The sequence below is a fragment of the Pseudomonas sp. CCC4.1 genome (assembly GCF_035019225.1).
GTDB lineage: Bacteria > Pseudomonadota > Gammaproteobacteria > Pseudomonadales > Pseudomonadaceae > Aquipseudomonas > Aquipseudomonas bubulae.
Genome location: NZ_JASJWL010000001.1, coordinates 211669 through 235452 on the forward strand (window position 1 = coordinate 211669; position 23784 = coordinate 235452).

Here is a 23784-nt window from a genome sequence, read left to right on the forward strand (position 1 = left end):
ATATGACTGTTCATGTAAATCATTTTGTTTGCGCCGTCATTGCCAGGGAACTACTGAGCGAAATCGAGTCCAATCAGGTTCATGTCGTTCAGGATCTAGATGATGAAAACGCAGGCACACCGATGAGCAGTAAAACCAACCACGGCTGGGCCTGGGCGTACCACAAGATTCGCGGCCTGCAATGCACACGGGTGACATCGGCCTACAGGGCCACCCTTTATGTGCTGCGTGGCGATACAGGCACCTTCCACAGCGATGCCAGTTGGCAAAAAAACCGCATCCGGCGCTAGTATGCAGCCATTACTTATGGCGCAATTTTTGACATGTCCAAGAAGCAAACCGCAGAAAACCCGGCAGCTACGGCAGCTGGCATAGAACAATCGATCCAGGCCCTCAACAAAATGGCCGAACGCCTGTGGGGTGATGGCCGCGAAGCCGAGGCCAAGGCCCTGATCGACGCGCTTGATGCTCTAAATCGGGCGCTGGACCGGATCCGGATTGGCGAAATCGGCCGGGCGGCGACGCTTCACTGATGCCGATACTGGCTAAGAGCCATTAAAGCCGGTGAAAAATCTGAGGCGTTGCGGTATAGATAGCGTTCATCCCCAGAATATGGACATTCAATGAACGCTTCCAAACTCTCGTCTGCGCTGTACTGTGCCGTGGCCATTTCACTGTTGAGCGGCTGCGCGGCCTCGGTTAAAAGCGGTGGCAGCCCCATGCTGCCGATCCAGGCAACGGCCAAGCAAAACCTGCGCGTCAACTTTGAAGGCAACAGCAAGGTTCAACAGAACGAGGACTGGCCCCTGCTGAAGCAAGAATGGAAGGAGGCCTTGCATGCCGAAGCCTCTGCAGAGGGCTACCGCCTTGCTGAGTCCCAACTGCTCAGCCTTGATGGAAAAGACGGTGTGGGCATCAAGATCAAAGTAAGCAACTTCCGCTACATCACGCCGGGTGCACGGTATGGCGCAGGCATCATGGTGGGGAATGCCTGGGTCAACTCAAGTGCAGACTTCACCGACCTGAAGACCGGCCAGTTGCTGGGGACCCGGACCTACGATACGTCATCATCGGCCTGGGAAGGCGTCATGTCGGCCATGACCCAGGAGCAGGTCGAAGCCATCGCCCGGCAAATCATTGCCGATATCAAAAGCGCCAAGGCCTATTGACCTTTTGCCCCGCTAGCGGGCCCTTGTACCTCAAGGGCCAGTAGCACAGCGCTTTTTATCACCCCCGGTTTCAACACCGACGCCACCGATATCACCCTGCAAGTGATACAGGGCGCACTTTGCGACTAGGCTGCATACGGAACAGACCTCCAATAAGAACAATCGAGTGTCGTGAGCCGCCATGAACATTCTCTACGATGAACGCGTCGACGGCGTCCTGCCGGACGTCGATAAAGCCGTATTACTGCGCACCCTGCGCACACGCTTGCCAAACCTAGAAGTCCTGCATCAGCGTGAAGAACTCAAGCCCTACGAATGCGACGGGCTTAGCGCCTATCGCACCACGCCCCTGCTGGTAGTGCTGCCACGCCAACTGGACGAGGTACAGGGCGTGTTGCGCATCTGCCATGAGTTGCGCGTGCCGGTGGTCGCACGCGGGGCCGGTACCGGCTTGTCCGCAGGGGCATTGCCCCTGGAAAAAGGCGTGCTGCTGGTAATGGCGCGCTTCAACGCTATCCTTCATATCGACCCCGACGCCCGCACTGCACGGGTTCAGCCCGGTGTGCGCAACCTGGCCATTTCCCAGGCAGCGGCGCCGTATGACCTGTACTACGCGCCGGATCCGTCCTCGCAGATTGCCTGCTCGATCGGTGGCAACGTCGCTGAAAACGCCGGTGGCGTGCATTGCCTCAAGTACGGTTTGACCGTGCACAACCTGCTAAAGATCGAAATACTGACCGTTGACGGCGAGCACCTGACCCTGGGGGCGGATGCCCTCGACTCACCTGGTTTCGATCTGTTGGCACTGTTTACCGGTTCCGAAGGCATGCTCGGGGTCATTACCGAGGTCACGGTCAAACTGTTGCCCAAACCGCAAACCGCCAAAGTGTTGCTGGCAGCCTTCGACTCGGTTGAAAAAGCCGGTCGCGCCGTGGCTGACATCATCGCCGCCGGCATCATACCCGCAGGGCTGGAGATGATGGACAACCTGGCCATCCGCGCCGCCGAAGATTTTATTCATGCCGGTTACCCGGTCGAGGCCCACGCCATCTTGTTGTGCGAACTCGATGGCGTCGAAGCCGATGTACATGACGATTGCGCGCGCGTGCGCCAGGTGCTTGAACGGGCTGGCGCCAGCTCCGTGCGCCAGGCCAGGGACGAAGCTGAGCGGGTGCGCTTCTGGGCCGGGCGCAAGAACGCCTTTCCCGCCGTAGGTCGCCTTGCGCCGGATTACTACTGCATGGACGGCACCATTCCGCGCCGTGAGTTGCCCGGCGTACTGCAGGCCATTGCCGGATTATCGACCCACTACAACCTGAGAGTGGCCAATGTGTTTCATGCCGGTGACGGCAATATGCACCCGCTTATTCTGTTCGATGCCAATCAGCCCGGGGAACTTGAGCGCGCCGAAGCCCTGGGCGGCCAGATCCTTGAGCTCTGCGTCAAGGTCGGTGGCAGCATTACCGGCGAACACGGCGTAGGCCGCGAGAAGATCAATCAGATGTGCGCGCAGTTCAACAGCGATGAACTGACCCTGTTTCATGCCGTCAAGGCCGCCTTCGACCCCGGCGGCTTGCTCAACCCCGGCAAGAACATCCCCACCCTGCATCGCTGCGCCGAGTTGGGCGCCATGCACGTGCATATGGGGCAACTGCCCTTCCCCGAACTGGAGCGGTTCTGATGCGCAGTGCAGACAATGTCGATACCAGCGCCCTGTTGCTGGAGCAGGTCAATCAGGCGCTGCAATACGCCACCCCGCTACGTATCCAGGGCGCCAACAGCAAAGCCTTCCTTGGCCGCAGCGTGCCCGGTGAAGTGCTCGACACCCGCGGCCATCGGGGCATTGTCAGCTATGACCCCACCGAGCTGGTGATCACCGCACGCTGCGGTACGCCTCTGATGGAGCTGGCGCAGGTGCTGGATAAAGCCGGGCAAATGCTGGCCTGCGAACCGCCCTCTTTCGGTGCCGCCACGGTCGGTGGCATGGTTGCCAGCGGCCTGTCGGGGCCGCGCCGGCCCTGGTCAGGTTCGCTCAGGGACTTTGTCCTCGGCACCCGGGTGATCACCGGGCACGGCAAGCATTTGCGTTTTGGCGGCGAAGTCATGAAAAACGTCGCTGGCTATGACCTGTCCCGATTGATGGCCGGCAGCTACGGCGCACTGGGAGTCATCACCGAAGTGTCACTCAAGGTGCTGCCCAAGCCGCGGCAATCCCTGAGTATCAGCCTGGAACTGGACACGGCGCGAGCCCTGCTGCGCCTCGCCGAATGGGGCCGGCAACCGCTGCCGATCAGCGCTGCCTGCCACGATGGCCAGCGCCTGCACCTGCGCCTGGAGGGTGGCGAAGGCTCGGTGATGGCGGCTCACGAACGCCTGGGCGGCGAGCGCCTGGACGCTTCGTTCTGGACACGGCTCAACGAACACCAATTGAGCTTCTTCGATGAGGGCCAGCCCCTCTGGCGCCTGTCCTTGCCCAACAACACCCCGGAACTTGAGCTGCCCGGTGAGCAGTTGATCGATTGGGGCGGTGCCCAGCGCTGGCTCAAGTCGGATGCTGAGGCGAGCTTTATCCGCACGGTCGTAACCGAGGTCGGCGGCCATGCCACCTGCTACAGCCACGGTCTTGTCGACAGCCCGTTCCAGCCGTTACCGGAGGCTCTGATGCGCTACCAGCGTAGCCTCAAACAACAACTCGACCCGCGGGGTATTTTCAACCCCGGGCGCCTGTACGCGGAGCTTTGAACCATGCAGACCACGTTGAGCGAACAGGCCCGCCAATTGCCCCTCGCCGGGGAAGCTGAACGCATCCTGCGCAGTTGCGTGCACTGTGGTTTCTGTAACGCCACCTGTCCGACCTATCAGTTGCTCGGAGATGAACTGGACGGCCCGAGGGGGCGTATTTACCTGATCAAACAGGTACTGGAAGGCAATCAGGTGACGCAGAAAACCCGACAGCATCTGGACCGTTGCCTGTCTTGCCGCAATTGCGAAACCACCTGCCCCTCGGGCGTCGACTACCACAACCTGCTGGACATTGGCCGGGCAATGGTTGACGCCCAGGTACCCAGATCGCTCGGGCAACGCTTGCTGCGTCAAGGGCTGCGCAGCGTCATACCCAATGCGGGCCGGTTCAGGTGGCTACTGCGCAGTGGTCAGATCTTGCGCCCCTGGCTGCCCGCACGCCTGCAAGACAAACTGCCAGGCCAGGTCCCTACGCCCGGGCTGCGACCTACCCCCCGCCATGCCCGGCAAGTACTGCTGCTCGAAGGCTGCGTGCAACCGAGCTTGTCACCCAACACCAACGCAGCAGCGACCCGAGTGCTGGACCGATTGGGCATCAGCGTGATTCCTGCCCGAGAAGCCGCTTGCTGCGGTGCAGTGGACTACCACCTGGACGCCCAGGCCGCAGGACTTGATCGCGCCCGGCGCAATATCGATGCCTGGTGGCCGGGGATTGAACAAGGGGCCGAAGCAATCGTGCAAACCGCCAGCGGCTGCGGTGCCTTTATCAAGGATTACGGCCACCTGCTCGGCAACGACCCGGCCTATGCCGAAAAAGCTGCCAAGGTCAGTGCGCTGGCCAGGGATCTGGTTGAAGTGCTGCGCGACGAGCCACTGCACACCCTCGGTGTGCACAGCAATCAACGGCTGGCGTTCCACTGCCCCTGCACCTTGCAGCACGGGCAAAAACTCGGCGGCGCGGTTGAAGGCATTCTCACCCGGTTGGGGTTCAACCTGACCGCGGTGCCCGACAGCCACTTGTGCTGCGGCTCGGCAGGCACTTATTCGCTGACCCAGCCCGAACTGTCCCGGCAACTGCGCGACAACAAACTCAACGCACTGGAAAGCGCGCACCCCGAGGTTATTGTCACGGCCAATATCGGCTGCCAGGCACACCTCGACAGTGCAGGCAGAACCCCGGTGCGGCACTGGATCGAGCTGGTCGAGGCGGCGTTGCCCTAGCCTGAAATTGCCCCATAAAAATCCGCCATGTGCTGCCACATCGCAATCGGGTTGGAATACATCGGGAAGTGGCCGCAAGCCGGGATCTGCCCCAGGCGTACGCCGTGAGCCGCGATATGCGGCAGGTAGGACAGTGACGCGTTCTGGTCGCCAAACATAAACATCTTCGGGCACGGCAAGCCGAGAAACTTGCCCATCAGGTTGGCGTTATCGGACAGCTCGACCATCGATTCGAAAATCCCCCGCACCGCTTGCACACGCACCTTGTGCCTCAGGTTCGCGGCATACAGGGCACTGGCATAGGCCGGGGCATGGCGGGCACGCTCGATAAAGGCCGTAAAAAACAGCTCAGGATCATCACTCGGGCAGTCGATGATCTGACGGCTGAGAAAGCAGTCCTCGGGGGCAATATTGCCTTCGATATCGACAAAACTGAGTACCCGCTGCGGGAACTGATGGGCCAGCATCAGGGCGGTCAACCCGCCCATGGAATGGCCCACCAGATGGAAGCGTTCGATGCCGAAATGCTCGAGCACTTGCAGCGCCGTTTGCTGCAAAAAAGGGATGGAAACCCGGGCAAGATCACTGCACCCGCTGTCACCACACCCCGGCGCATCGTAGGCCAGAAAGGCATGCCCGGCGAACTCCGCACGCAGCGCGATATCGGCATAGTCTTCCTTGCTCGAACCGAAGCCATGCAGAAAGACAATCGGTGCCAGTTCCCCTTCTCGGTGAAGAGCGGCAATAGTCAAGTGCACACCCTCTACCTCCAGCGGCACTTGGGTATGGGCAAAGGTTGCGGGTACGGGCACGGGCATGACTCCTGAAGCGTTAAGGCGGCGGACCAATGTCAGGCACATCGGCCCTGGTGTAAATGCCTAAGACCAGAAGGTTTACATAGGCCAAACCTATCAAAAACATCATGCCTTGGCGCTTAAACGAGCAATGATCGCCTCTATCAGCGGGTTCGACCGATTGGCATTCCATGCCACGGCAGTGGTCACCACGTTGAGCTTTTCGCTCAGTGCACGGAATACCACATTGGCGGGAGCCAGCTTTTTCAAGGACGCAGGCACCAGCGCAATGCCCTGGCCATAGCTGACAAAGGCGATTTGCGAGGCCACGGAACGCACTTCGTGCAACACCCGCGGGGAAAAACCGCTTGCCCGGCAGGTGGCAATCAGATTGTCGAAATACACCGGGCTGACCTTGCGCGAAAACATCACCAGAGGCTCATTGGACAGGCTGGCCAGGCTGATGCGCGTGCGCGCTGCCAGCGGGTGATCACTGGGCAGGGCCAGCATCAGGCGGTCCTCCAGCAGCGGCAGTGACTGGATTGAGTCCCCCAGATCACCGTCCAGACGGGCAAACGCCAGATCAATATCCCCCGCCTCCAGCGCCGGCACCGCTTCGACGCTGTCAATTTCCCGCACCGAGACGGTCAAGTGCGGGTAATCCTCCTTCAACCGCTCGATCAGGCCCGGCAGTACATCAAACATGGCCGTGGAAATTGCGCCAATGGTCAGCATCCCCGACTGCCCCGCCAGCGCTTCATCCACGGCCAGCTCCAGACGCTCCAACTGCTCGGCGAACTTGCGTACGGCCGGCAGAATTGCCGCCCCCACCGGCGTCAGCTTGGCACCGCGCCGCGAGCGCTCGAACAGTTTGACCTTGAGCGCTTGCTCCAGCACCTGGATCTGCTCGCTCAGCGGCGGCTGGGACATGCCTAGGCGCTTGGCGGCGCGGCCGAAGTTCTGCTCTTCGGCGACGGCCAGAAAGAGCCAGAGGTGACGGCTCAGACGGAAATTGATCATGGTTTTTCCATAGGTTTAACGTATCCAAAGCTTACGTGAACAGGAATATACCTATCAAACAGCCTCGCCGACACTGAGCACCTACACCACCACTGAGGCTGCGCGATGACGCTCAAAAGCACGACCGACAGGACTGTACTCCAGCGTCTGGCGGCACTGGACAGTAATACCGTGTCCGATGCGCTGGATTTTCTTGGTCTGGCAGGGGCCACTGTGGGGCTGCGGCCGCTGTGGAACTGCCCGCCGATCGTTGGCCGTGCCAGTACCGTACTGTTGGCCGCAAAGACCGACACGGTGCCCAGCGCCCACCTGATCACCCCGGTGGTCGAACACATCAACACGGATGATCGGGTGCTGGTGATCGCCGGCGGTATCGAGGGCATCTCTTGCTGGGGCGATATCCTTGCCAATGCGGCGCTCGCCAAACAGGTGCGAGGCACCATCATTGACGGTTGCAGCCGCGATATTGATGGCAGTGCGGCAATCGGTTATCCGGTTTACGGCCGTGGCGTCACCATGATCAGTGCGCGCAATCGCGTGATGCAGATAGCGGCCGCCGTGACCATCGAAGTCGCCGGGGTCAATGTCAGCGAAGACGACTATGTGATCGCCGACAACTGCGGCACGGTGTTTGTGCCCCAGGCCCATATCGCTCAGGTCGTCGATCTTGGCGAACGTATCGCCCGGCGTCAGCAAGTCATGCTCGACGCAGTACGCAGCGGTCGCTCCGTAGCCGAAGTCATGCATGACAGCCAGTTTGAAGCCATCCGCACGGAGCACGTCTGATGAACCCTGAAGATCAAGCACTGGTCGCCCTGTTTGAGGGCCTGGACACGCCGGGGGTTTCCGATGCCCTGGACAAGCTCGGCCTGCCCGGCCAATGCCTGGGCGTGATGCCGCTGGGCAACTACAGCACGGTTATTGTCGGGCCGGCATTCACAGTGCAGTACGTCCCGGCCAGCGTGCCTGCCGGGACCGTGGGCGACTTTATCGAGCAAGTTCTGCCCGGTGACGTAGTGGTGATCGACAATGCCGGGCGCACCGACTGCACCGTATGGGGCGACATCATGACCCAGTACGCCGGCAGCCGAAACATCGCTGCCACGGTTATCGACGGTGTTTGCCGTGACGTGAACAAGGCGCTGGGAGACGGTTATCCGATCTTCAGCAAGGGCCGCTTTATGCGCACCGGCAAGGACCGTGTCCAGGTGCAGTCGATCAACCAGCCCGTTTCCATTGGCACCGCCCGCGTCTGTGCCCGTGACATCGTGGTGGCCGACGCCAATGGCGTAGTGATCGTACCCCGCGCCCATGCCGCACAAGTGGCCGCCTGTGCGCGGCAGATTGAAACCGTCGAAGCGCAAATCCGTACCTTGATCAGTCAAGGCCAGACCCTTGCAAGCGCCCGCGCTGCACTGGGCTACCACAGCCTGCAGAGGAAAGCCTGATGAGCACACTCGCCCTGCCCCTGAACTACCACGAACGGGCCAGAATCCTCGGCAGTTCGACCCTGTATGAGGCATCACACCTGGCCTGTGCCGTGGACAGCGGCATCCGCCCGATCTGGGATGGCGCCTTTATCGCCGCGCCGGCGTACCCGCTGCAATGCGCTCCTGGCGATAACCTGGCCCTGCACCTGGCCCTTGAACAAGTGCCCCGCGGCAGTGTGCTGGTGGTGGGTACCGGTAATTTTATTGCCGGTTACTGGGGCGAAGTCCTTACCGTAGCGGCACAGGCAGCCGGTGTGGTCGGCCTGGTCATCGACGGCGGGGTACGTGATATCGCGGCCTTGAAGGCGCGCCGGTTTCCGGTATTTGCCCGCGGCATCTCGGTCAGAGGCACCGTCAAGGCCAGCGCCACCTCGGTCGGTCAGGCTTTCAATTTCAACGGCGCAGAGGTGGCGCCGGGGGATCTGCTGGTGGCTGACGATGATGGTGTGATCATCATCCCCAAGGCACACGCCGCACGTACCTTCGCCGAAGGCGAATCCCGTGCCGACAAGGAAGCCCATATGATGCAGGCACTGACTGAAGGCCGCTCCACGCTCGAACTGATGAACCTGACTCACTGGAGACACCGCCCATGAGCAGCGATATCCAGCGGCTCAACCGGCACCTGGCAAGCGCCCTGCCCTCGGCCACCTATCGGATCATCGACCGTGTTGCAGAGCGCCGCGCCCAAGGCGCCACGATCATTTCACTGTGCGCTGGCGAACCGGACTTCGATACGCCCGAGCCTGTACGCGACGCTGCAATCCGCGCCATAGGCCAGGGCCACACCCGCTACACCCAGGTCGCTGGCGCACGTTCACTGCGAGAAGCGGTGGCGGCCAAATTCCGTGGTGAAAACGGCCTGGATGTCGGCTGGCAGGACACCCTGGTCTGCAACGGCGGCAAACAGGTGATCTACAATGCCCTGGCCGCGACCCTCAATGAGGGAGATCAGGTCATCATCCCGGCGCCTTACTGGGTCAGTTATCCCGAGATGGTTCAGTTATGCGGCGCACAAAGCTGCTTCGTGACCTGCCACGCAGCGTCCGGTTTCAAGCTGACCGCAGCGGCACTGGCAGCGGCAATCACCCCGCAAACGCGCTGGCTGATCCTCAACTCGCCCTCCAACCCGACGGGGGCGGTGTACAGCCGCGACGAGCTGGCGGCACTGGCCGATGTGCTGCTGGCCCATCCTCATGTATTGATCCTGGCGGATGATATCTACGAACACCTGATCTTCGATGATCAGCTGTTCCATACCCTGGCCCAGGTTGAACCACGCCTGGCAGCGCGCACCCTGACCATGAACGGCGTGTCCAAGGCCTACGCCATGACCGGCTGGCGTATCGGTTTTGCCACAGGCCCGCGCTGGCTGTTGCAAGCCATGGAAACATTGCAAGGCCAGCAGACTTCGGGAGCCGGCTCAATCTCGCAGCAGGCCGCTCTCGCCGCTCTGGAAGGCCCCAAGGACTTTATCCACAGCAGCCGTATCGCGTTCCAGAAGCGCCGCGATCTGATGGTCGACCAGCTCAATAGCATACCGGGCCTTGAATGCACCAGCCCGGCAGGCGCCTTCTACGCGTTCGCCTGCTGCGCCGGACTGATCGGCCGCACCTCGCCCGCAGGCAGGGTGCTGTCCACCGATGAAGACGTGGCCCTGGCCCTGCTCGACGAAGCCGGTGTAGCCGTGGTGCATGGCAGCGCCTTTGGCCTGGGGCCCTATATCCGTATTGCCTATGCCCTGGATGACGCCGTGTTGCGCCGGGCCTGCGAGGCGATCAGGAGGTTTTGCATGGCTGTGCGCTGACGTGCAGCAGGATTGGCCGGCCCCGGAAAACATTAAATTCAATTAAACGCATGGCTTGAGTTGAAACTCACACATCAACCAGGCCTGCGAGCACTTAACGCACACAGCCGGCAAATAAACCTGAAGCACCTGCCCAGGTACCTTTCATCGCAAGGCATCAGCGCATCCATCACCGCAGCCGCCACCGATAGACTGATGAAACTTGACCATGGCAATCAACCGATCAGTGCGACTCTTACCCAGTCGCAGTTCGATACTGCGCTTCGCATCCTGTTGATCCAGCCATTCTTTTATATTCGACTGCCCAAGGCGATAGCGTATTTCAGCAATGCGCTCTGCCCGGGATGAAGATTCATGGGCACGGGCTAGGTAGAGCCCCTCATCGGTGAGCTGTTTATAGGCCGACAGTGCGTTCTCAACATCCTGCAGCGCATCAAGCAACTGTTTTTTGTATAACTCGATACTCTCCTGGTACGTTGCTTCGGCGATTTCAACTTGCAACTTGCCTTTATTGAACTCAAAAAACGGAAGCAGTAAATCTGCCGTAAAAAAACCCACCGGATTTCGCAGAATATTTGACAGTTCGCGTGTCCCTCCTCCAGTGATACCTGCCGTAAGATTCACTGCCGGATAGAGGTTTCTTTGCTGGATCTCAATATTGCTGAAATGAGCGCGCAACCTGAGTTCAGCAGCCCTCATGTCGGGTCGCTGGCTCAGAATGTGGGCAGGTATCTCCGACCGTAGCGCTGTAGACGGTTGAGTCGGAACTGGACGAATCTTGATCGTGTCATCCCATCCCATAGGCGACGCCAATAAAACCAACAAGGCATTGCGGCTTTCTTCACGCTGTTGAAGCCGCCCTGTTTTATCGGCCAGCAGTACACTTAACTGTTGCTCTGCCTGAATCGACTGAAGACGCCCCTCCTGCCCAACGGATTCACCCAGGCGTGCCAGCTCAAGGATTGAACGGGCGCTGGCAATGCTGGTGTCGTTAATTTCAATGCTTTCATTCAAAAACGCTAATCGCCAGTACAGCTCCATTGTTGTACCGATCAGTTGCATCGCGATGTGCTCACGATCCTCCCGGGTCGCCATGGCTTCCCAGGCCGAGATATCGCGAGCCTTTGCAAGACGCCCCCATAAATCCAGCTCGTAGCTCAAGGAGAATGTGCTGGTAAAAGCCTTTTGTTCCGAACTTCCTCTGTTCAGTTCCTTGCTACTGCTCAGTTTGAATCCACTTGATACACCTGGTGTTAAATTCGTCCTGACAATACCCGCTTGTGCCTCTGCCTTTTTGACCCTGTATGCAGCCGCTGCCAGGTTATTATTATTGCGCAGTACACGTTCCACCAGAGCGTCCAGGTCAGGGTCCTGAAATGAGCGCCACCAATGCTGTGTCTGCTTTATATCTTTACCCTCAGGTAATGCATTACGCCATTTTGCAGGCAGCGCCAGTTGTGATTTGACAGCGTTCACATCGGGCAGATGAGTGCTACAACCTGCCAACAGCATCACGCTACAAAACAGAGCAGGGTAATATCTAGTAATCACAATGATATTCTCAAGAACATTGGAGCGCAGTGTTGACTGCGTCCAGCAAGGCATCGACTTCATGTTGAATGATTACGATGGCAAACCCATTGACTTACGCCCGGGACAAAGCCTCGACAGGATCCAGCCTGGCGGCATTTCGAGCAGGTATATAACCAAATACAAGACCAATAACGGTAGAACTTGCAAACGCTACCATGAACGACCAATAAGAAAATTTAAGCGGAAAATCAGTTTGTAATCCGCCTAAAATTTCCCCGGCAAGCAGGGCCAGCAAAAACCCAAAACCACCGCCAAATATGCACAGCAAACAGGATTCGCTGAGAAACTGCTGCATGATATCTCGTCGACGGGCACCGAACGCCATACGAACGCCTACTTCATAGGTTCGCTCTGCTACTGAGTAAAGCATCATATTCATCAAGCCAATTCCTCCAACCAGGAGAGAAATCGATGCGACCGATATGCTCAGCACGTTCAAGACTCTGGTAGCACTGGTCACCGACCGGAGTATTGAGTCTGCAGAACTTGTGAAAAAATCTTTGCTGCCGCGTTTGAGTTCCAAAAGACGATTGATATTACTTTCGGCCAGTTCGTTTGAAATCCCGTCAGCCACGCGCACTACAATGCTTTCAAGAAATGACTGACCCGAAATACGTGACATCAACGTGGTATAAGGCATATACATCTGCAGAACAGGCGCCTCACCAAATGAAGACGGTGTATTCTTGATAACCGCTATGACGATTGCCGGCATCGGGCCTACCAATATGACTTTTCCAATCGGGTCCTCCCAGCTCGGGAAAAGTCTTTTGCGCATATTTTCATCAATGACTGCAACTTGCGCCTGCCGTTTAACATCATCACTGGAAAAAAAAGTACCTTGCGCAAATACCTCGCCTCTCACCCTGGCAAACGCTTCACCGACACCCAATACCTGAGCTGAAAGGTTGGCGTTTTTTGATGTAATGGTGGCTGTCGCAGAAGTGACCGGGGAGATGCTGTCAACGTAGGGAAGTGATCGCAGATAGTCCACATCAGATTCACTCAGCGCTTTGTTTGAATCCTTGTAGATATCACCCCAGTCCTTCCCGGAGTAAATATCGATGGTGTCAGCACCCAGGGCGCTGATCTCTTGAACTATGCGGTCGCGCGCCCCCTCACCCAGGGCAATAACCGATGAAACCGCAGCAATGCCGATGACGATTCCCAGTACCGTCAATCCCGCATGCAAGGGCTTTCTGACCAGCCACGAAAAAGCAATTTTAATTGCCTCCACCCAGCCTGACAGCATGTTTATCGAGGAGCCCTGTGCAGGTTTCAACCCCGGCCCCCCTCGCGGCCCTGCCGTTGACGAGGCAGGGTGATTGCCTGTATCCGAAGAGATGCAGCCATCCTGAATATGAATCAGCCGCTGCGCATATGAAGCAATGTCATTATTGTGCGTAACAATAATGACGGTATGCCCTTTTGCATTCAGTTCACATAAGGCGGCCATCACCTCCTCACCGCTCTTGGTATCCAGCGCACCGGTCGGCTCATCGGCCAATATGATGTCGCCGCCATTCATCAGTGCACGCGCAATGCTGACACGCTGTTGCTGCCCACCTGACAACTGTCCCGGAAAGAAGTGCAAGCGGTCACTCAACCCAAGACTGCTCAACAGCATTTGCGCGCGTGCACGCAGTGTTTTCTTCTCCCCTTCGACATAAAGGCCTGGAGACAAAACGTTTTCTTCAGCATTCAGGTGGCCCAGCAAATGGTAGCGCTGGAATACGAATCCGAAAGTGCCCCTGCGCAAATCTGCCAACTCATTATTCGTCAGACGGGTCACACTCCGCCCGTGCAGGATGTATTGCCCTTGCGAAGGCGGGACAAGGCACCCCAGAATATTGAGAAGGGTCGATTTTCCCGAGCCCGATGTCCCGACAATTGCAACCATCTCACCTGCACGGATATTCAGGTTGACGTCTCGTAAAGCCTCTGTAGATGAATGACCATTGAAATAGCTCCTGCTGACATTTATCAATTGGATTAATGGCGCGGATAAGCTCAGGTTTTCCTCTGGCAGGTTGCCAGGCTTTACGGCATCCTTCGTGGGCCGAGTTCGAAACTTTATTTTCCTGAGACATTCCATACACTACCCGACAAATAAATATTAACAATGACTCCCACAGCACAACGTCAATCAACGCCTATTCGATAATGACATTGTCGCCTAGCTCAAGCCCCGACTTAACTTGCACATGCGTATTGTTTCGCAGACCGATCGCAATGGATCTTGCAATCACTTCTTTCTGCTCCGTCAATATACGCACTTCATAAAGATTGCCCGCAGACTGCTTTTTTCCGAGAGCGGCCAAAGGAATTGCCATCACCTGACCAACGCTTTCCTGAGTGATTTTAACGTTGGCTGTCATCAAAGGCTTGAGCAGACGATCAGGGTTATCAACTTCAAACGTAGCATTGTAGTAAACAGGAACATTGGACGTTGCATTGGGCTTTGAGAGTTCTTTGCTGTCAGTAACGACGGACTCCGGCAGAAGTTCAACGGCAAGAATGTTCGATTCGAAAGACAGCTCCGGTGCACCGGTCACGGTAAAAACAACCTTTTGCCCCTCCTGCACTCGTACAATATCCGACTCGGATATTCTGGCCTTGACTGTCATCCTGTCCATATTGCCCATAATCAGAATGGTCGGTGATGTCTGGGCGGACACAATTGTCTGGCCCTCTTTAGTCACAATAGCGATGATTTCGCCATCGGCAGGCGCCTTGATTTTCGTATACCCGAGATTAGCCACTGCGCTATCCATCTCGATTTGAGCCAAATGAATCTGGCTTTTTAGAACGAAGACTTCAGCCCGGGCATTTTCCAGCTCCACTTCGGCTTGCTCAAGGTCTCTTTTTGCGCTGGCATCTGCCTGGTACAGCGCTTGCTGGCGGGTAAATACCCTCTCTGCGCGCTGGCGCGCTTTTTCCCTGGCCTTTTGCTGTGCCAGTACAAGATCGCGGCTGGCTTTCGCCTTGCTCAAGGCATTTTCCTGAAGCTCCGGATCAATCTCCACTAATACCTGGCCTTTTTTGACCTTGTCACCCAGTCGCACATGGATTGTTTTAACTTGACCATTAACCTGCGCGCCGACATCGACCAAGCCCGTTGCGACTATCGGGCCTGTTGCCAAAACCAGACTTTCCATGTCGATTTTCGTTACTGGCGCAACGATATGGCTCACTTCATCAGACCGATCAAACAACCCATAAAATGCAAAAGAAGATAATGCGACCAGCCCGACAACAAAAACAATCCATTTAAATCGCATAAGTGAGCAACCAATACAATGCAACTGTGTTTATCATCTTTAATCCTGACCTTGCCTGATAGCAGGCACGTACCTGCATCTGCTTTTTTGACTTTTCTTGATAGTCTTGATAGCCCGCCACTCTTGCAATTAAAACCAGTGCCTGTTCGGCAATTGATATAACAGGGCAACACCATTAGTACAGCATCAGTACTAACATTCAACTGCCAGGAGCAAGCGCAAGAATAACCCCACTATTAATTCAGGGTTTTCCTACCTTGATTTTTCTTGAGTCTTCAACAAGCAAACCAGCAGCACACGACAGCCCAGTGTTCTGAGCAGGCCATATGTTTGAACTTCACACACCGGATCTCCACTTTGCGCGTACAGTTCATTGCCCACAGTTCTGCACAATCAACGGCCGTATTTATCGGCACGAAACCTGCCAAAGCTGATCCACCCGCGTCGTATAACTCTGGCTCATCATCTCCCGGCGCATCCCCCAGTCGGGTTTGCCCGGCACGCTGGCGGCCCGTAACGTGCCCCTGCCCCAGCGGCCATTGATGGCATCCAGTACCGCCATCACCCGTGAAGCTTCTGCCGGTTGATTGACGGCAAACAGATCGTCGGAAAACTCCCCCGGCTGGCGCAGGTCGAGCAACAACACTTCGGCCTTGCTGTATCTGAAGCCGGGCTGAAACACATGCTCCAGAGCATCCACCGCTGCTCTGGTGAGTAACCGCACATCATCGGTAGGATAGGGCAAGGTCACCACCACGCCCTTGGCGTACTTCGCCTCGTCCGGGTTGAACATGCCGGTACGAATGCTGACCCGGACTTTTTGGCAGTATGACTTTTGTGCCCTGAGTTTTTCCGAGGCACGCATCATATAGGTGGCTACGGCCTCCTTGATCGGTGCCAGCTCGGTCAGGCGCTTGCCAAACATACGGCTGCAGCAGATCTCCTGCTTGGGCGGGTCGGGCTCGTCCAGGGCCAGGCAGGATGTACCGTTCAATTCACGGGCCGTTTTTTCGATCACCACGCTGAATTTTTTGCGCAGCGACCACGGGTCCGCTTTGGCCAGATCCATCGCTGTGCGAATCCCCATACCTTCAAGATGCGCGGTCATGCGTCGGCCAACGCCCCAGACCTCCGACACCGCGGTATTGCGCAGTACCCAGTCACGTTCATGGTCGCCACACAGGTTCACCACGCCCCCCGTGTGGGCCTGCAAGCGCTTGGCGGTGTGATTCGCCAGCTTGGCCAGGGTCTTGGTATGCGCGATGCCGACCCCCACCGGAATGCCCGTGCATTGCAGGATGCGACTGCGCAACTGACGGCCCATGGCGGTGGCGTCAACGATACCGCTCAGGTCGGCAAAGGACTCGTCGATGCTGTAGACCTCGACAGCCGGCAACATCGCCTCGATCAGGCTCATGACACGCTCGCTCATGTCGCCATACAACGCATAGTTGGACGAGAACGCCACAATCCCCAGTTGCTCGAGCCGATCCTTGATCTGGAAATACGGCTCGCCCATCTTCACGTGAGGCTTGGCGTCATAACTGCGGGCGATCACGCAGCCGTCGTTGTTGCTCAGCACCACAATGGGCACCTTGGCCAGGTCGGGCCTGAACACACGCTCACAGCTGGCGTAAAAACTGTTGCAATCGATCAGGGCAAAAACCGGCGCAGGCTTAGTGGCCATGGCTGCGCACGGTATAGGTAATCACGCCCCAGACTGTCAGTTCATCACCTTCGAGTACATACCGGTCCGGATACTTCGGGTTTTCGGATTGCAGCACAACGCTCTTGCCACGCAGGCACAGGCGTTTGCATATCGGCTCGTTATTGAGCAGCGCCACCACCACATGGCCATGCCCGGGCTCGATAGCACGGTCCACCACCGCCAGATCCCCTGAAAAAATCCCCACTCCCTGCATGCTGTCGCCGTCGATGCGCACCAGATACACATGGGGCGCACGGATACCGAGCAGTTCATCGAGGGAAATTTCCTTCTCGATATGATCCGCCGCCGGTGACGGAAACCCCGCGGGGACTTTGAAGGAGCAAAGTGGCAGGCGAACGCCATCTTCAGCAATGGGACCCAGGGAAGTGAAGCTCATGACGCACGCCTTACGATAACTGTATGAACATACAGTAAACTGCGTAGGATCATTCTGGTCAATTTTTCTGACAGATATTTCGACGAGAGGAGTGTGTAGCCGATTTCAGGGGCTGTCTGGAGTCACAACCCAGCACATCGTCTGCAACCTGATAGAGGGATGACTTGCCAAGGGTTCCCATTCATCCCTGAACCTGAACCCTTGCTTCAGGTAGAAGCTGGCAGCTCTTGCGTTGTCCGGGGCTACCTCGAGATAAACGTACTCATGCCCACCCTGCAGCGCCCGGGCCTTGACTGCGCCAACCAGCCGGGCGGCCACATCGGCGCCGCGCACGCCGGGCTCGACCCACATGCCGATCAAGTTATAGCGCCGGTTTTCGCTCACCCCGGCACCGATCATGCCCACCGCCTTGCTGTCCTCGATGGCCAGCCAGAATTGCGTCCCCGCCCCTGAATCAGCGCGCTCTTGCCACTGCTCGTCGGTGTAACTGGCCGCCGTTTGATAGCTCACGCCAAATGCCGTCGGGGCCTCCAGAAGCGCTGCCAGGCGAACCTGCTTCAACAGCATCCAGTCACTGGCTTGCGTCAATCGAATGTGCATACCCTTCCCTGCTACGTCCGTGATTTTTCAAAACGAACATCACCTTCAGGCAAATTCGCCACCGCCTGCCAGCCAAGGTGCCGATAAAAACCGCTGGCACGGCTGTTTTCAGCGGTCTCCAGCCAAATCGTGGGGTGATGCTGAAACAGAAACGCCTCGGCCTTCGCCATCAGTCTGCGACCCAGCCCGAGCCCCTCGAATTCGGCCAGGACAAATGCGGCAAAGACACAGCCATCCTCGGCATCGGCCATGGCAAACCCCACCGTAACACCCTCGACCTCGGTCACCCAGATACAGGGAGCGGCTTCCATCGCCTGACCTATGGCGTCGGGGGTAATGCCCATTTCAGTTAACTGTTGGTGAGAAAGAGGGTTCTCCCTGACGCGGGTACGGATGACAAAAATTGTCGGGATATCTGCCTGATTGGCAAGTCTTATGGCTATGTTCATAAATTCAGGGCTCCATCCCTTGCAGCTTGCGCTTCAGGCGCTTGAGGTAGCTGTTGACAATAAGTTTGTGCGCCGGCCCCACCGGCAGCATATACAGACGGCCAAAGGTGTTATGGGTGACCACAGAGGAGGTGATTGTCAGTACCCGATCAGCCATCGACACACAGGTCATCACATCCAGATGCCGGTCACGCTCGGTCAGCACCAATACCTCGGGGGCGCTGTGCTCTACCAGAAAGAAATCCAGATAGTCACCTGCCTGCACGGCCTCGCGCCGGGTACCGGAGAAACCGCCAATGCGCTTTACGCCAAATAACGAAGAAATCCCGTCTCGGGTTCGAAACGCCAGGCGCATCAGCGGCCCCTGCCCGGCCGTCATCAGGTTCCAGGCTTGCAGCGCCGTGATCTGCACAGGCAGCAGCACCGATCTGCTGTCATGGTAATCAAGCTCGGGCAGCGGACGCAGGGTATGCACAGATGCACGGGTCACTAACGGTTATCTCCCTGATAAAAGTTAAATAATGCCACTGAAGCCCTAGCGCCCCGGCTGCCATTGCGGGTAGACCGCAAGGTCTTCATGTTCAAGCCATGGGACATCATGCTCAGCCCAGATATGGTATTGCGGGCGATCGCCCGGGTCCTCGTCCAGGGTCGCAACACGAACAATCACAGCCGCGGCTGTGTCACGTTCAGCCACAAGGTGACAACCGCACAGCGAGCAAAAGCGCCGCAGCTTGCCGGGGGAAGACTCGTAGTTGCTGAGCTTTTCCTGCCCCCTCGTCCAATGGAAGTGCTCACGCAAAACACCGGCCGTGGTGACAAACGCAGCAGCATGGGTTTTGCGGCACGACTGGCAATGACTATGGCTTACAGGCAGGTCGATACGATCAATTTCATAGCCAACGGCACCGCAGGCGCAACTTCCCTTCATCACAGGCTCCTTTGTTCAGTACGGTATTTATCGTCGCCTTGCGGCTTGCTGGCAATGATATCGAAGCGGTGCCAGGCGATGTCCCCCTGCAAACTGGCACCCGGTTGCTCGAATTCGCGCAACAGATGCAGCTCAAGATTACCGCACAGCAAGCGCGCCTGCGCTTCGGTCTGAAAGGTCATATGGGCAAGTGCCGCCCAGCCGTGCCGTTCGCCAAACAGATGGCCGACAAATACACCACCCGGTTCAAGCGCCGCAGTAACAAGCCGCCAAAGGGTTTCAAAATATTCTGGCCGACAGAACGGCAAGGCGAGACCGGCATGGATCAATCTGGATGCAGGTAACTGCGTCAGCTGTTCAAAATCGCAGGCCAGGGTCGCCAGCCGCCCACCGCTGACACCTTGTGACAATGCAGATGTTCGCGCAATGGCGCCGGCTTCGCGGTCAATGGCCAGTACGTCCCAGCCTGCGGCCAGCAATTGCCGGGTTTCCATTCCGGCCCCACAACCCAGGTCCACGGCCTGACGTGAACCCTCATTCGCGCTGATCAGGTTCAAGGCCCTACTCAGCAAGGGCGATTGCCCGCGCTGTTCACTTGCCTGGTAATAGGCTTCCCAGTCACTCAACTCAAGTTCCTTCTTGATCATTACGCCTGTCACAGACCATCTCAAAAACAGATGGATCCATCTGAATTCAGCACTACGAGTGTGTACCCAAGGCTGCCTAAGATAAGTCATAACTCCCTGATAATGCCGCCCGTTTTACGCGGTGCACAACAACCGGAGATTGTCTGATGACCCATCCTGCTGCCTGCGAACACCCGCCCCTGGCCGAATCATTGCGCGAGGAGCTGGGCCAATTGCTCGGCACCCGCTTCTCCACCTCGGCCAGCGTGCGCGAGCACCACGGCAGCGATATTTCCGCACTAGACCCCATGCCGCCGGATGCCGTGGCCTATGCCAACAGCCTTGAGGATATCGTCAGTATCAGCAGCGCCTGTTATCGCCACGATACGCCGATGATCGCCTATGGCAGCGGCACCTCGCTGGAAGGCTGGCTGCAAGCCTCCCACGGTGGCGTCAGCATTGATGTCTCGGGCATGAACCAGGTGCTTGCCATTCGCGTTGACGATATGGACGCCACTGTACAACCGGGGGTGACCCGCAAACAGTTGAATGCAGCGTTGCACGGCACCGGGCTGTTTTTCCCTATCGACCCCGGGGCCGATGCGTCACTGGGCGGCATGGCGGCGACCCGTGCTTCCGGGACCAACGCCGTGCGCTACGGCACCATGCGCGAAAACGTACTGGCCATGACGGCGGTGTTGGCCGACGGCCGGGTGATCAACACCGGCGGGCGGGCGCGCAAGTCTTCCGCCGGCTATGACTTGACCCATTTACTGGTCGGCTCGGGCGGGACGCTGGCGACCATCGCCGAACTGACCGTCAAGTTGCACCCGATTCCTGAAGCCATTTCAGCTGCCGTGTGCCGCTTTCCCAGCGTGGATCTGGCCGTACGCGCCGTGATCCAGATCATCCAGCTCGGTGTGCCGGTCGCCCGCATTGAACTGCTCGATGCCTTGACCATGCGCGCCCTCAACGCCTACAGCAGCACGCAGTTGCGCGAGGCGCCGTCGCTGCTCTTTGAACTGCATGGCTCTGAAGCCGGCGTGAAAGAACAGATCGAGACCGTGCGCATGGTTGCCGATGAACATCAGGGCATGGACTTCGAGTGGGCTGTGCATCCGGAGGATCGCAGCCGTCTGTGGCAGGCCCGGCATGACGGCTACTTCGCCGCCCTCGCCCTGCGCCCCGGTTGCCGCGCCCTGACCACCGATGCCGTAGTACCGATTTCACGACTGGCCGAGTGCATTGAAGCGACGGCAGCGGACCTTGCGCAAAACGGCTTTCTCGCACCGATTTTCGGTCATGTGGGCGATGGTAACTTCCATGCCGTGATCCTGGTCGACCCGCACAACCCCGACGAAATCGAACGCGCCGAAGGCGTGGCCCATCGCCTGGCCGAGCGGGCCATTGCCCTGCAGGGCAGTTGCACCGGCGAGCACGGCATCGGCTTGACCAAACAGCACTTCATGGCCGTTGAACACGGGCAAAACGCCGTGGACGTCATGCAGTCGATCAAGGCGGCGCTCGACCCGAAACAGCTGATGAACCCCGGCAAGATATTCCCTCGAGGGCGCTCTGCAGGCTGACCCGCGGTACCATCACCGGCCCGCATATCCGAGTCCTGCAGGAAGCACCGCAATGGAAATCCGCCAGATCAAATACTTTGTCGCCGTGATCGATTGCGGCAGCCTGTCCAAAGCCGCCCGCCAGGTGCATGTGGCGCAATCGGCCTTGAGCAAGCAGATGTCGGCGCTGGAGGACGATCTGGGGGTTCAGCTGTTCCATCGCAGCCACAACGGCGTAGTCGCCAGCGAGGCCGGCAAGGTCTTCTACGAATACGCCCAGGGCATGCTCAAGCATCTGAGCGATGCCCGGGCTGCCGTCAGCAGCAGCCCGGACTCGGTCAGTGGCTCGATTATCGTGGCGCTGCCGCAAAGCGTCGCCACCCTCCTTGCCATGCCGCTGATGCGCGCCGTGGCCGCCCGTTACCCGCAGGTGGCATTCCATCTCAACGAAGAGCTGACCGGCAACGTCATGGACCAGTTACTGCACGGGCGCATTGACCTGGCCCTGTTCAGCGCCATCGACCTGCCCCCGCAAGTGTTGTTCAGCGCATTGATCGAAGAAGATTTTTACCTGATCCACCGTGCCGATGCCGCCGACGCCCCCGCTGCCGGTGAGGTTTGCCTGGCGCAGGCGCTGGCCCGGCCGCTGGTATTTCCCAGTCAAGCCCACGGTCACTGCACCCGCACGCTGGTCGAGCACGCGGTAAAACAGCACGGGCTGGCCGTGGGCGAAATCGTCATGGAGGTCAACTCCGTGCATATCCTCAAAAGCGCGGTCGAGGCCGGTATCGGTCACACCATCATGCCGTTGAACCTGGCCGTGCGTGAAATCGATGACGGTCGGCTGGTGGCCCACCGCATTGCCGCTGACGGCTTGACCCGAACCCTGGGTATCTGCAGTTGCGCTTCGATGCCCGCCAGCCATCTTAAAACCCTGATCAGTGAGTTGATCCGCGAAGTCGTGCACGCCATGTGCGCGTGCGGCGAATGGCCGGGAGGCCGTGCGCGCTGATCGGTGATTGCACACCTGCCCCTACAACAACAAAAAAGAGGCTCCAGATGAACACCCTACCGCCACCCCCTGCTGACATGCCGGACCATGCACTGCATTCGGCCTACCGCAAAACCGCCTGGCGAGTCATTCCGTTGCTGATGGTCTGTTATCTGGTCGCCTACCTGGACCGGGTCAATGTGGGCTTTGCCAAACTGCAGATGCTTGATGACCTCAAGTTCAGCGAGGCGGTGTACGGGCTCGGTGCCGGGGTGTTTTTTGTCGGCTACCTGATGTTCGAAATCCCCAGCAATATCGCCCTGCACAGGTTTGGCGCCCGGCGCTGGATCGCGCGGATCATGATGACCTGGGGCCTGTTGTCAGCGGCCATGATGTTTGTCGAAACCCCCATGAGCTTCTACCTGCTGCGCTTTTTGATCGGCATTGCCGAAGCAGGCTTTTTCCCGGGGATTATTTTCTATCTCACCACCTGGTTTCCGAGCCATCGCCGGGGCGTGATGATTTCACTGTTTATCGCCGCCCTGCCGATCTCCAGCATGCTGGGCTCGCTGATTTCCGGCTTGATCATGCAAACCCTCGATGGCGTGGCAGGGTACGCCGGCTGGCAATGGCTGTTCGTGATCGAAGGCTTGCCGGCGGTGGCCCTGGGCGCCGCCGTGTTCTTTCTGCTGCGCGACCGGATTGCCGACGCCCGCTGGCTCAGCGCCGAAGAAAAACGCGGCATGCAGGCGGCGCTGGATCGCGAAACCCGTGCCAAATCCCACCACTCCGTACGCGATGGTCTGCTCAACCCGAAAATCTGGCTGCTGGGGGCGGTGTACTTTTGCCTGGTGCTGGGCCAGTACGTGATCAGTTTCTGGATGCCGACCATTATCCGCAACAGCGGTGTCGCCGAACCCTGGGCCATTGGCGTGTTGAGTGCTATTCCCTATTCCGTGGCCGCCGTGAGCATGGTGCTGGTGGGACGCAGCAGCGACCGTGTTCGCGAGTATCGCTGGCACCTGGCAATCTGCGCCTTTATCGGCGCTGGCGGGGTGGTATTTGGCACCCTGTTCGGCGCGAGCCTGTGGCTGTCGATGATCGGCCTGACCGTCGGCACAGCAGCTATGATCAGCAGCTTGCCGGTGTTCTGGGGCATGCCTACCGCGGTGGTGGGCGGTGCAGCCGCCGCTGCGGGGATCGCGCTGATCAACTCCCTGGGCAATGTCGCCGGATTTTTCAGCACCATTGTGGTCGGCTGGTTGACGCAGTTGACCGGCAACACCCAGGCGGCAATGTACTTTATGGCCGGCGCGCTGGTGCTCGGCGGGCTGCTGGGCCTGAGTGTGTCACGCACGCGCAGTGACCCGGTTGTTGAGATCAAGGCAGTGGCCTGACAG

The 23784-nt window shown here is 58.4% G+C and carries 25 protein-coding genes; 13 read left to right on the forward strand and 12 right to left on the reverse strand.

The window, feature by feature from the left end; translation table 11 throughout:
* The first annotated feature begins 122 nt into the window (after positions 1 to 122).
* From QN377_RS00925 to glcF, 6 genes are all read left to right on the forward strand, one after another.
* On the forward strand, positions 123 to 290 hold the full coding sequence (locus QN377_RS00925; protein WP_165446467.1) for a hypothetical protein: 168 nt from the start codon (positions 123 to 125) through the stop codon (positions 288 to 290).
* A gap of 33 nt (positions 291 to 323) precedes the next feature.
* Positions 324 to 533, forward strand: a complete 210-nt coding sequence (locus QN377_RS00930; RefSeq protein WP_095000131.1) for a hypothetical protein — start codon at positions 324 to 326, stop codon at positions 531 to 533.
* A gap of 90 nt (positions 534 to 623) precedes the next feature.
* Positions 624 to 1169: a DUF4410 domain-containing protein gene (locus tag QN377_RS00935; protein ID WP_095018520.1), complete on the forward strand. Its 546-nt coding sequence runs from the start codon at positions 624 to 626 to the stop codon at positions 1167 to 1169.
* Between the two features lie 181 nt (positions 1170 to 1350).
* Positions 1351 to 2850 (forward strand): glycolate oxidase subunit GlcD, encoded by a 1500-nt coding sequence (glcD, locus tag QN377_RS00940; protein ID WP_095018519.1) that lies wholly within the window; start codon positions 1351 to 1353, stop codon positions 2848 to 2850.
* A complete protein-coding gene (gene glcE, locus QN377_RS00945; RefSeq protein ID WP_095023355.1) occupies positions 2850 to 3911 on the forward strand; it encodes a glycolate oxidase subunit GlcE in 1062 nt (353 codons plus the stop codon). The genes glcD and glcE overlap by 1 nt, the downstream gene beginning before the upstream one ends.
* A 3-nt stretch (positions 3912 to 3914) precedes the next feature.
* Positions 3915 to 5132, forward strand: a complete 1218-nt coding sequence (gene glcF / locus QN377_RS00950; RefSeq protein ID WP_322212842.1) for a glycolate oxidase subunit GlcF — start codon at positions 3915 to 3917, stop codon at positions 5130 to 5132.
* Here glcF and QN377_RS00955 read toward each other — a convergent pair.
* On the reverse strand, positions 5129 to 5944 hold the full coding sequence (locus QN377_RS00955; RefSeq protein ID WP_240055604.1) for an alpha/beta fold hydrolase: 816 nt from the start codon (positions 5942 to 5944) through the stop codon (positions 5129 to 5131). The genes glcF and QN377_RS00955 overlap by 4 nt on opposite strands.
* Positions 5945 to 6052: 108 nt before the next feature.
* A complete protein-coding gene (locus QN377_RS00960) occupies positions 6053 to 6946 on the reverse strand; it encodes a LysR family transcriptional regulator (RefSeq protein WP_322212840.1) in 894 nt (297 codons plus the stop codon).
* Between the two features lie 105 nt (positions 6947 to 7051).
* Here QN377_RS00960 and QN377_RS00965 point away from each other — a divergent pair, with 105 nt between their 5' ends.
* Genes QN377_RS00965 through QN377_RS00980 form a run of 4 tightly spaced genes read left to right on the forward strand, consistent with a single transcriptional unit; the run spans position 7052 to position 10243 of the window.
* Positions 7052 to 7732 (forward strand): RraA family protein, encoded by a 681-nt coding sequence (locus tag QN377_RS00965; RefSeq protein WP_169916345.1) that lies wholly within the window; start codon positions 7052 to 7054, stop codon positions 7730 to 7732.
* A complete protein-coding gene (locus tag QN377_RS00970) occupies positions 7732 to 8394 on the forward strand; it encodes an RraA family protein (RefSeq protein WP_095000123.1) in 663 nt (220 codons plus the stop codon). Before QN377_RS00965 ends, QN377_RS00970 begins: the two co-directional genes overlap by 1 nt.
* Positions 8394 to 9032, forward strand: coding sequence for an RraA family protein (locus tag QN377_RS00975; RefSeq protein ID WP_095000122.1), 639 nt, complete (start codon positions 8394 to 8396; stop codon positions 9030 to 9032). The genes QN377_RS00970 and QN377_RS00975 overlap by 1 nt, the downstream gene beginning before the upstream one ends.
* Positions 9029 to 10243: a pyridoxal phosphate-dependent aminotransferase gene (locus tag QN377_RS00980; protein WP_146540910.1), complete on the forward strand. Its 1215-nt coding sequence runs from the start codon at positions 9029 to 9031 to the stop codon at positions 10241 to 10243. The genes QN377_RS00975 and QN377_RS00980 overlap by 4 nt, the downstream gene beginning before the upstream one ends.
* 144 nt (positions 10244 to 10387) lie before the next feature.
* On the opposite strand, the gene QN377_RS00985 is transcribed toward QN377_RS00980, so the two are convergent.
* The 10 genes from QN377_RS00985 to QN377_RS01030 all read right to left on the reverse strand — a co-directional run bounded on the left by QN377_RS00985 (position 10388) and on the right by QN377_RS01030 (position 19849).
* Positions 10388 to 11857, reverse strand: coding sequence for an efflux transporter outer membrane subunit (locus tag QN377_RS00985; RefSeq protein WP_169916347.1), 1470 nt, complete (start codon positions 11855 to 11857; stop codon positions 10388 to 10390).
* A gap of 31 nt (positions 11858 to 11888) precedes the next feature.
* Positions 11889 to 13931, reverse strand: a complete 2043-nt coding sequence (locus QN377_RS00990) for a MacB family efflux pump subunit (protein WP_322212838.1) — start codon at positions 13929 to 13931, stop codon at positions 11889 to 11891.
* A 58-nt stretch (positions 13932 to 13989) separates the two neighbouring features.
* Positions 13990 to 15117 (reverse strand): efflux RND transporter periplasmic adaptor subunit, encoded by a 1128-nt coding sequence (locus QN377_RS00995; RefSeq protein WP_095032106.1) that lies wholly within the window; start codon positions 15115 to 15117, stop codon positions 13990 to 13992.
* Positions 15118 to 15523: 406 nt separating this feature from the next.
* Positions 15524 to 16804, reverse strand: coding sequence for a translesion error-prone DNA polymerase V subunit UmuC (umuC, locus tag QN377_RS01000; RefSeq protein WP_095018511.1), 1281 nt, complete (start codon positions 16802 to 16804; stop codon positions 15524 to 15526).
* Positions 16794 to 17222, reverse strand: a complete 429-nt coding sequence (locus QN377_RS01005; RefSeq protein ID WP_095000117.1) for a LexA family protein — start codon at positions 17220 to 17222, stop codon at positions 16794 to 16796. Before QN377_RS01005 ends, umuC begins: the two co-directional genes overlap by 11 nt.
* Positions 17223 to 17327: 105 nt before the next feature.
* Positions 17328 to 17822: a GNAT family N-acetyltransferase gene (locus QN377_RS01010; RefSeq protein ID WP_176464967.1), complete on the reverse strand. Its 495-nt coding sequence runs from the start codon at positions 17820 to 17822 to the stop codon at positions 17328 to 17330.
* 11 nt (positions 17823 to 17833) lie between these two features.
* The gene (locus QN377_RS01015; protein ID WP_322212835.1) at positions 17834 to 18271 is read right to left on the reverse strand and encodes a GNAT family N-acetyltransferase; all 438 of its coding nucleotides are present in this window, start codon (positions 18269 to 18271) and stop codon (positions 17834 to 17836) included.
* A gap of 4 nt (positions 18272 to 18275) precedes the next feature.
* On the reverse strand, positions 18276 to 18761 hold the full coding sequence (locus QN377_RS01020) for a DUF2867 domain-containing protein (protein ID WP_095000115.1): 486 nt from the start codon (positions 18759 to 18761) through the stop codon (positions 18276 to 18278).
* A 45-nt stretch (positions 18762 to 18806) separates the two neighbouring features.
* Positions 18807 to 19202, reverse strand: coding sequence for a GFA family protein (locus tag QN377_RS01025; RefSeq protein WP_322212834.1), 396 nt, complete (start codon positions 19200 to 19202; stop codon positions 18807 to 18809).
* Positions 19202 to 19849 (reverse strand): class I SAM-dependent methyltransferase, encoded by a 648-nt coding sequence (locus tag QN377_RS01030; protein WP_095023346.1) that lies wholly within the window; start codon positions 19847 to 19849, stop codon positions 19202 to 19204. Before QN377_RS01030 ends, QN377_RS01025 begins: the two co-directional genes overlap by 1 nt.
* Positions 19850 to 19995: 146 nt before the next feature.
* Here QN377_RS01030 and QN377_RS01035 point away from each other — a divergent pair, with 146 nt between their 5' ends.
* Genes QN377_RS01035 through QN377_RS01045 form a run of 3 tightly spaced genes read left to right on the forward strand, consistent with a single transcriptional unit; the run spans position 19996 to position 23781 of the window.
* Complete coding sequence (locus tag QN377_RS01035; protein ID WP_095018507.1) at positions 19996 to 21414, forward strand: FAD-binding oxidoreductase; 1419 nt, start codon at positions 19996 to 19998, stop codon at positions 21412 to 21414.
* A gap of 52 nt (positions 21415 to 21466) precedes the next feature.
* The gene (locus QN377_RS01040; protein ID WP_095000111.1) at positions 21467 to 22405 is read left to right on the forward strand and encodes a LysR family transcriptional regulator; all 939 of its coding nucleotides are present in this window, start codon (positions 21467 to 21469) and stop codon (positions 22403 to 22405) included.
* Positions 22406 to 22452: 47 nt separating this feature from the next.
* On the forward strand, positions 22453 to 23781 hold the full coding sequence (locus QN377_RS01045) for an MFS transporter (RefSeq protein WP_095000110.1): 1329 nt from the start codon (positions 22453 to 22455) through the stop codon (positions 23779 to 23781).
* The last annotated feature ends 3 nt before the right edge of the window (positions 23782 to 23784 follow it).

Excerpts from the sequence above, each read along its gene's own strand:
- QN377_RS00925 (WP_165446467.1), top strand. The coding sequence starts at position 123 with ATGAGCAGTAAAACCAACCACGGCTGGGCCTGGGCGTACCACAAGATT.
- QN377_RS00930 (WP_095000131.1), top strand. The coding sequence starts at position 324 with ATGTCCAAGAAGCAAACCGCAGAAAACCCGGCAGCTACGGCAGCTGGC.
- QN377_RS00935 (WP_095018520.1), top strand. The coding sequence starts at position 624 with ATGAACGCTTCCAAACTCTCGTCTGCGCTGTACTGTGCCGTGGCCATT.
- glcD (WP_095018519.1), top strand. The coding sequence starts at position 1,351 with ATGAACATTCTCTACGATGAACGCGTCGACGGCGTCCTGCCGGACGTC.
- glcE (WP_095023355.1), top strand. The coding sequence starts at position 2,850 with ATGCGCAGTGCAGACAATGTCGATACCAGCGCCCTGTTGCTGGAGCAG.
- glcF (WP_322212842.1), top strand. The coding sequence starts at position 3,915 with ATGCAGACCACGTTGAGCGAACAGGCCCGCCAATTGCCCCTCGCCGGG.
- QN377_RS00960 (WP_322212840.1), bottom strand. The coding sequence starts at position 6,946 with ATGATCAATTTCCGTCTGAGCCGTCACCTCTGGCTCTTTCTGGCCGTC.
- QN377_RS00965 (WP_169916345.1), top strand. The coding sequence starts at position 7,052 with ATGACGCTCAAAAGCACGACCGACAGGACTGTACTCCAGCGTCTGGCG.
- QN377_RS00970 (WP_095000123.1), top strand. The coding sequence starts at position 7,732 with ATGAACCCTGAAGATCAAGCACTGGTCGCCCTGTTTGAGGGCCTGGAC.
- QN377_RS00975 (WP_095000122.1), top strand. The coding sequence starts at position 8,394 with ATGAGCACACTCGCCCTGCCCCTGAACTACCACGAACGGGCCAGAATC.
- QN377_RS00980 (WP_146540910.1), top strand. The coding sequence starts at position 9,029 with ATGAGCAGCGATATCCAGCGGCTCAACCGGCACCTGGCAAGCGCCCTG.
- QN377_RS00985 (WP_169916347.1), bottom strand. The coding sequence starts at position 11,857 with ATGAAGTCGATGCCTTGCTGGACGCAGTCAACACTGCGCTCCAATGTT.
- QN377_RS00990 (WP_322212838.1), bottom strand. The coding sequence starts at position 13,931 with ATGGAATGTCTCAGGAAAATAAAGTTTCGAACTCGGCCCACGAAGGAT.
- QN377_RS00995 (WP_095032106.1), bottom strand. The coding sequence starts at position 15,117 with ATGCGATTTAAATGGATTGTTTTTGTTGTCGGGCTGGTCGCATTATCT.
- umuC (WP_095018511.1), bottom strand. The coding sequence starts at position 16,804 with ATGGCCACTAAGCCTGCGCCGGTTTTTGCCCTGATCGATTGCAACAGT.
- QN377_RS01005 (WP_095000117.1), bottom strand. The coding sequence starts at position 17,222 with ATGAGCTTCACTTCCCTGGGTCCCATTGCTGAAGATGGCGTTCGCCTG.
- QN377_RS01010 (WP_176464967.1), bottom strand. The coding sequence starts at position 17,822 with ATGCACATTCGATTGACGCAAGCCAGTGACTGGATGCTGTTGAAGCAG.
- QN377_RS01015 (WP_322212835.1), bottom strand. The coding sequence starts at position 18,271 with ATGAACATAGCCATAAGACTTGCCAATCAGGCAGATATCCCGACAATT.
- QN377_RS01025 (WP_322212834.1), bottom strand. The coding sequence starts at position 19,202 with ATGAAGGGAAGTTGCGCCTGCGGTGCCGTTGGCTATGAAATTGATCGT.
- QN377_RS01030 (WP_095023346.1), bottom strand. The coding sequence starts at position 19,849 with ATGATCAAGAAGGAACTTGAGTTGAGTGACTGGGAAGCCTATTACCAG.
- QN377_RS01035 (WP_095018507.1), top strand. The coding sequence starts at position 19,996 with ATGACCCATCCTGCTGCCTGCGAACACCCGCCCCTGGCCGAATCATTG.
- QN377_RS01040 (WP_095000111.1), top strand. The coding sequence starts at position 21,467 with ATGGAAATCCGCCAGATCAAATACTTTGTCGCCGTGATCGATTGCGGC.
- QN377_RS01045 (WP_095000110.1), top strand. The coding sequence starts at position 22,453 with ATGAACACCCTACCGCCACCCCCTGCTGACATGCCGGACCATGCACTG.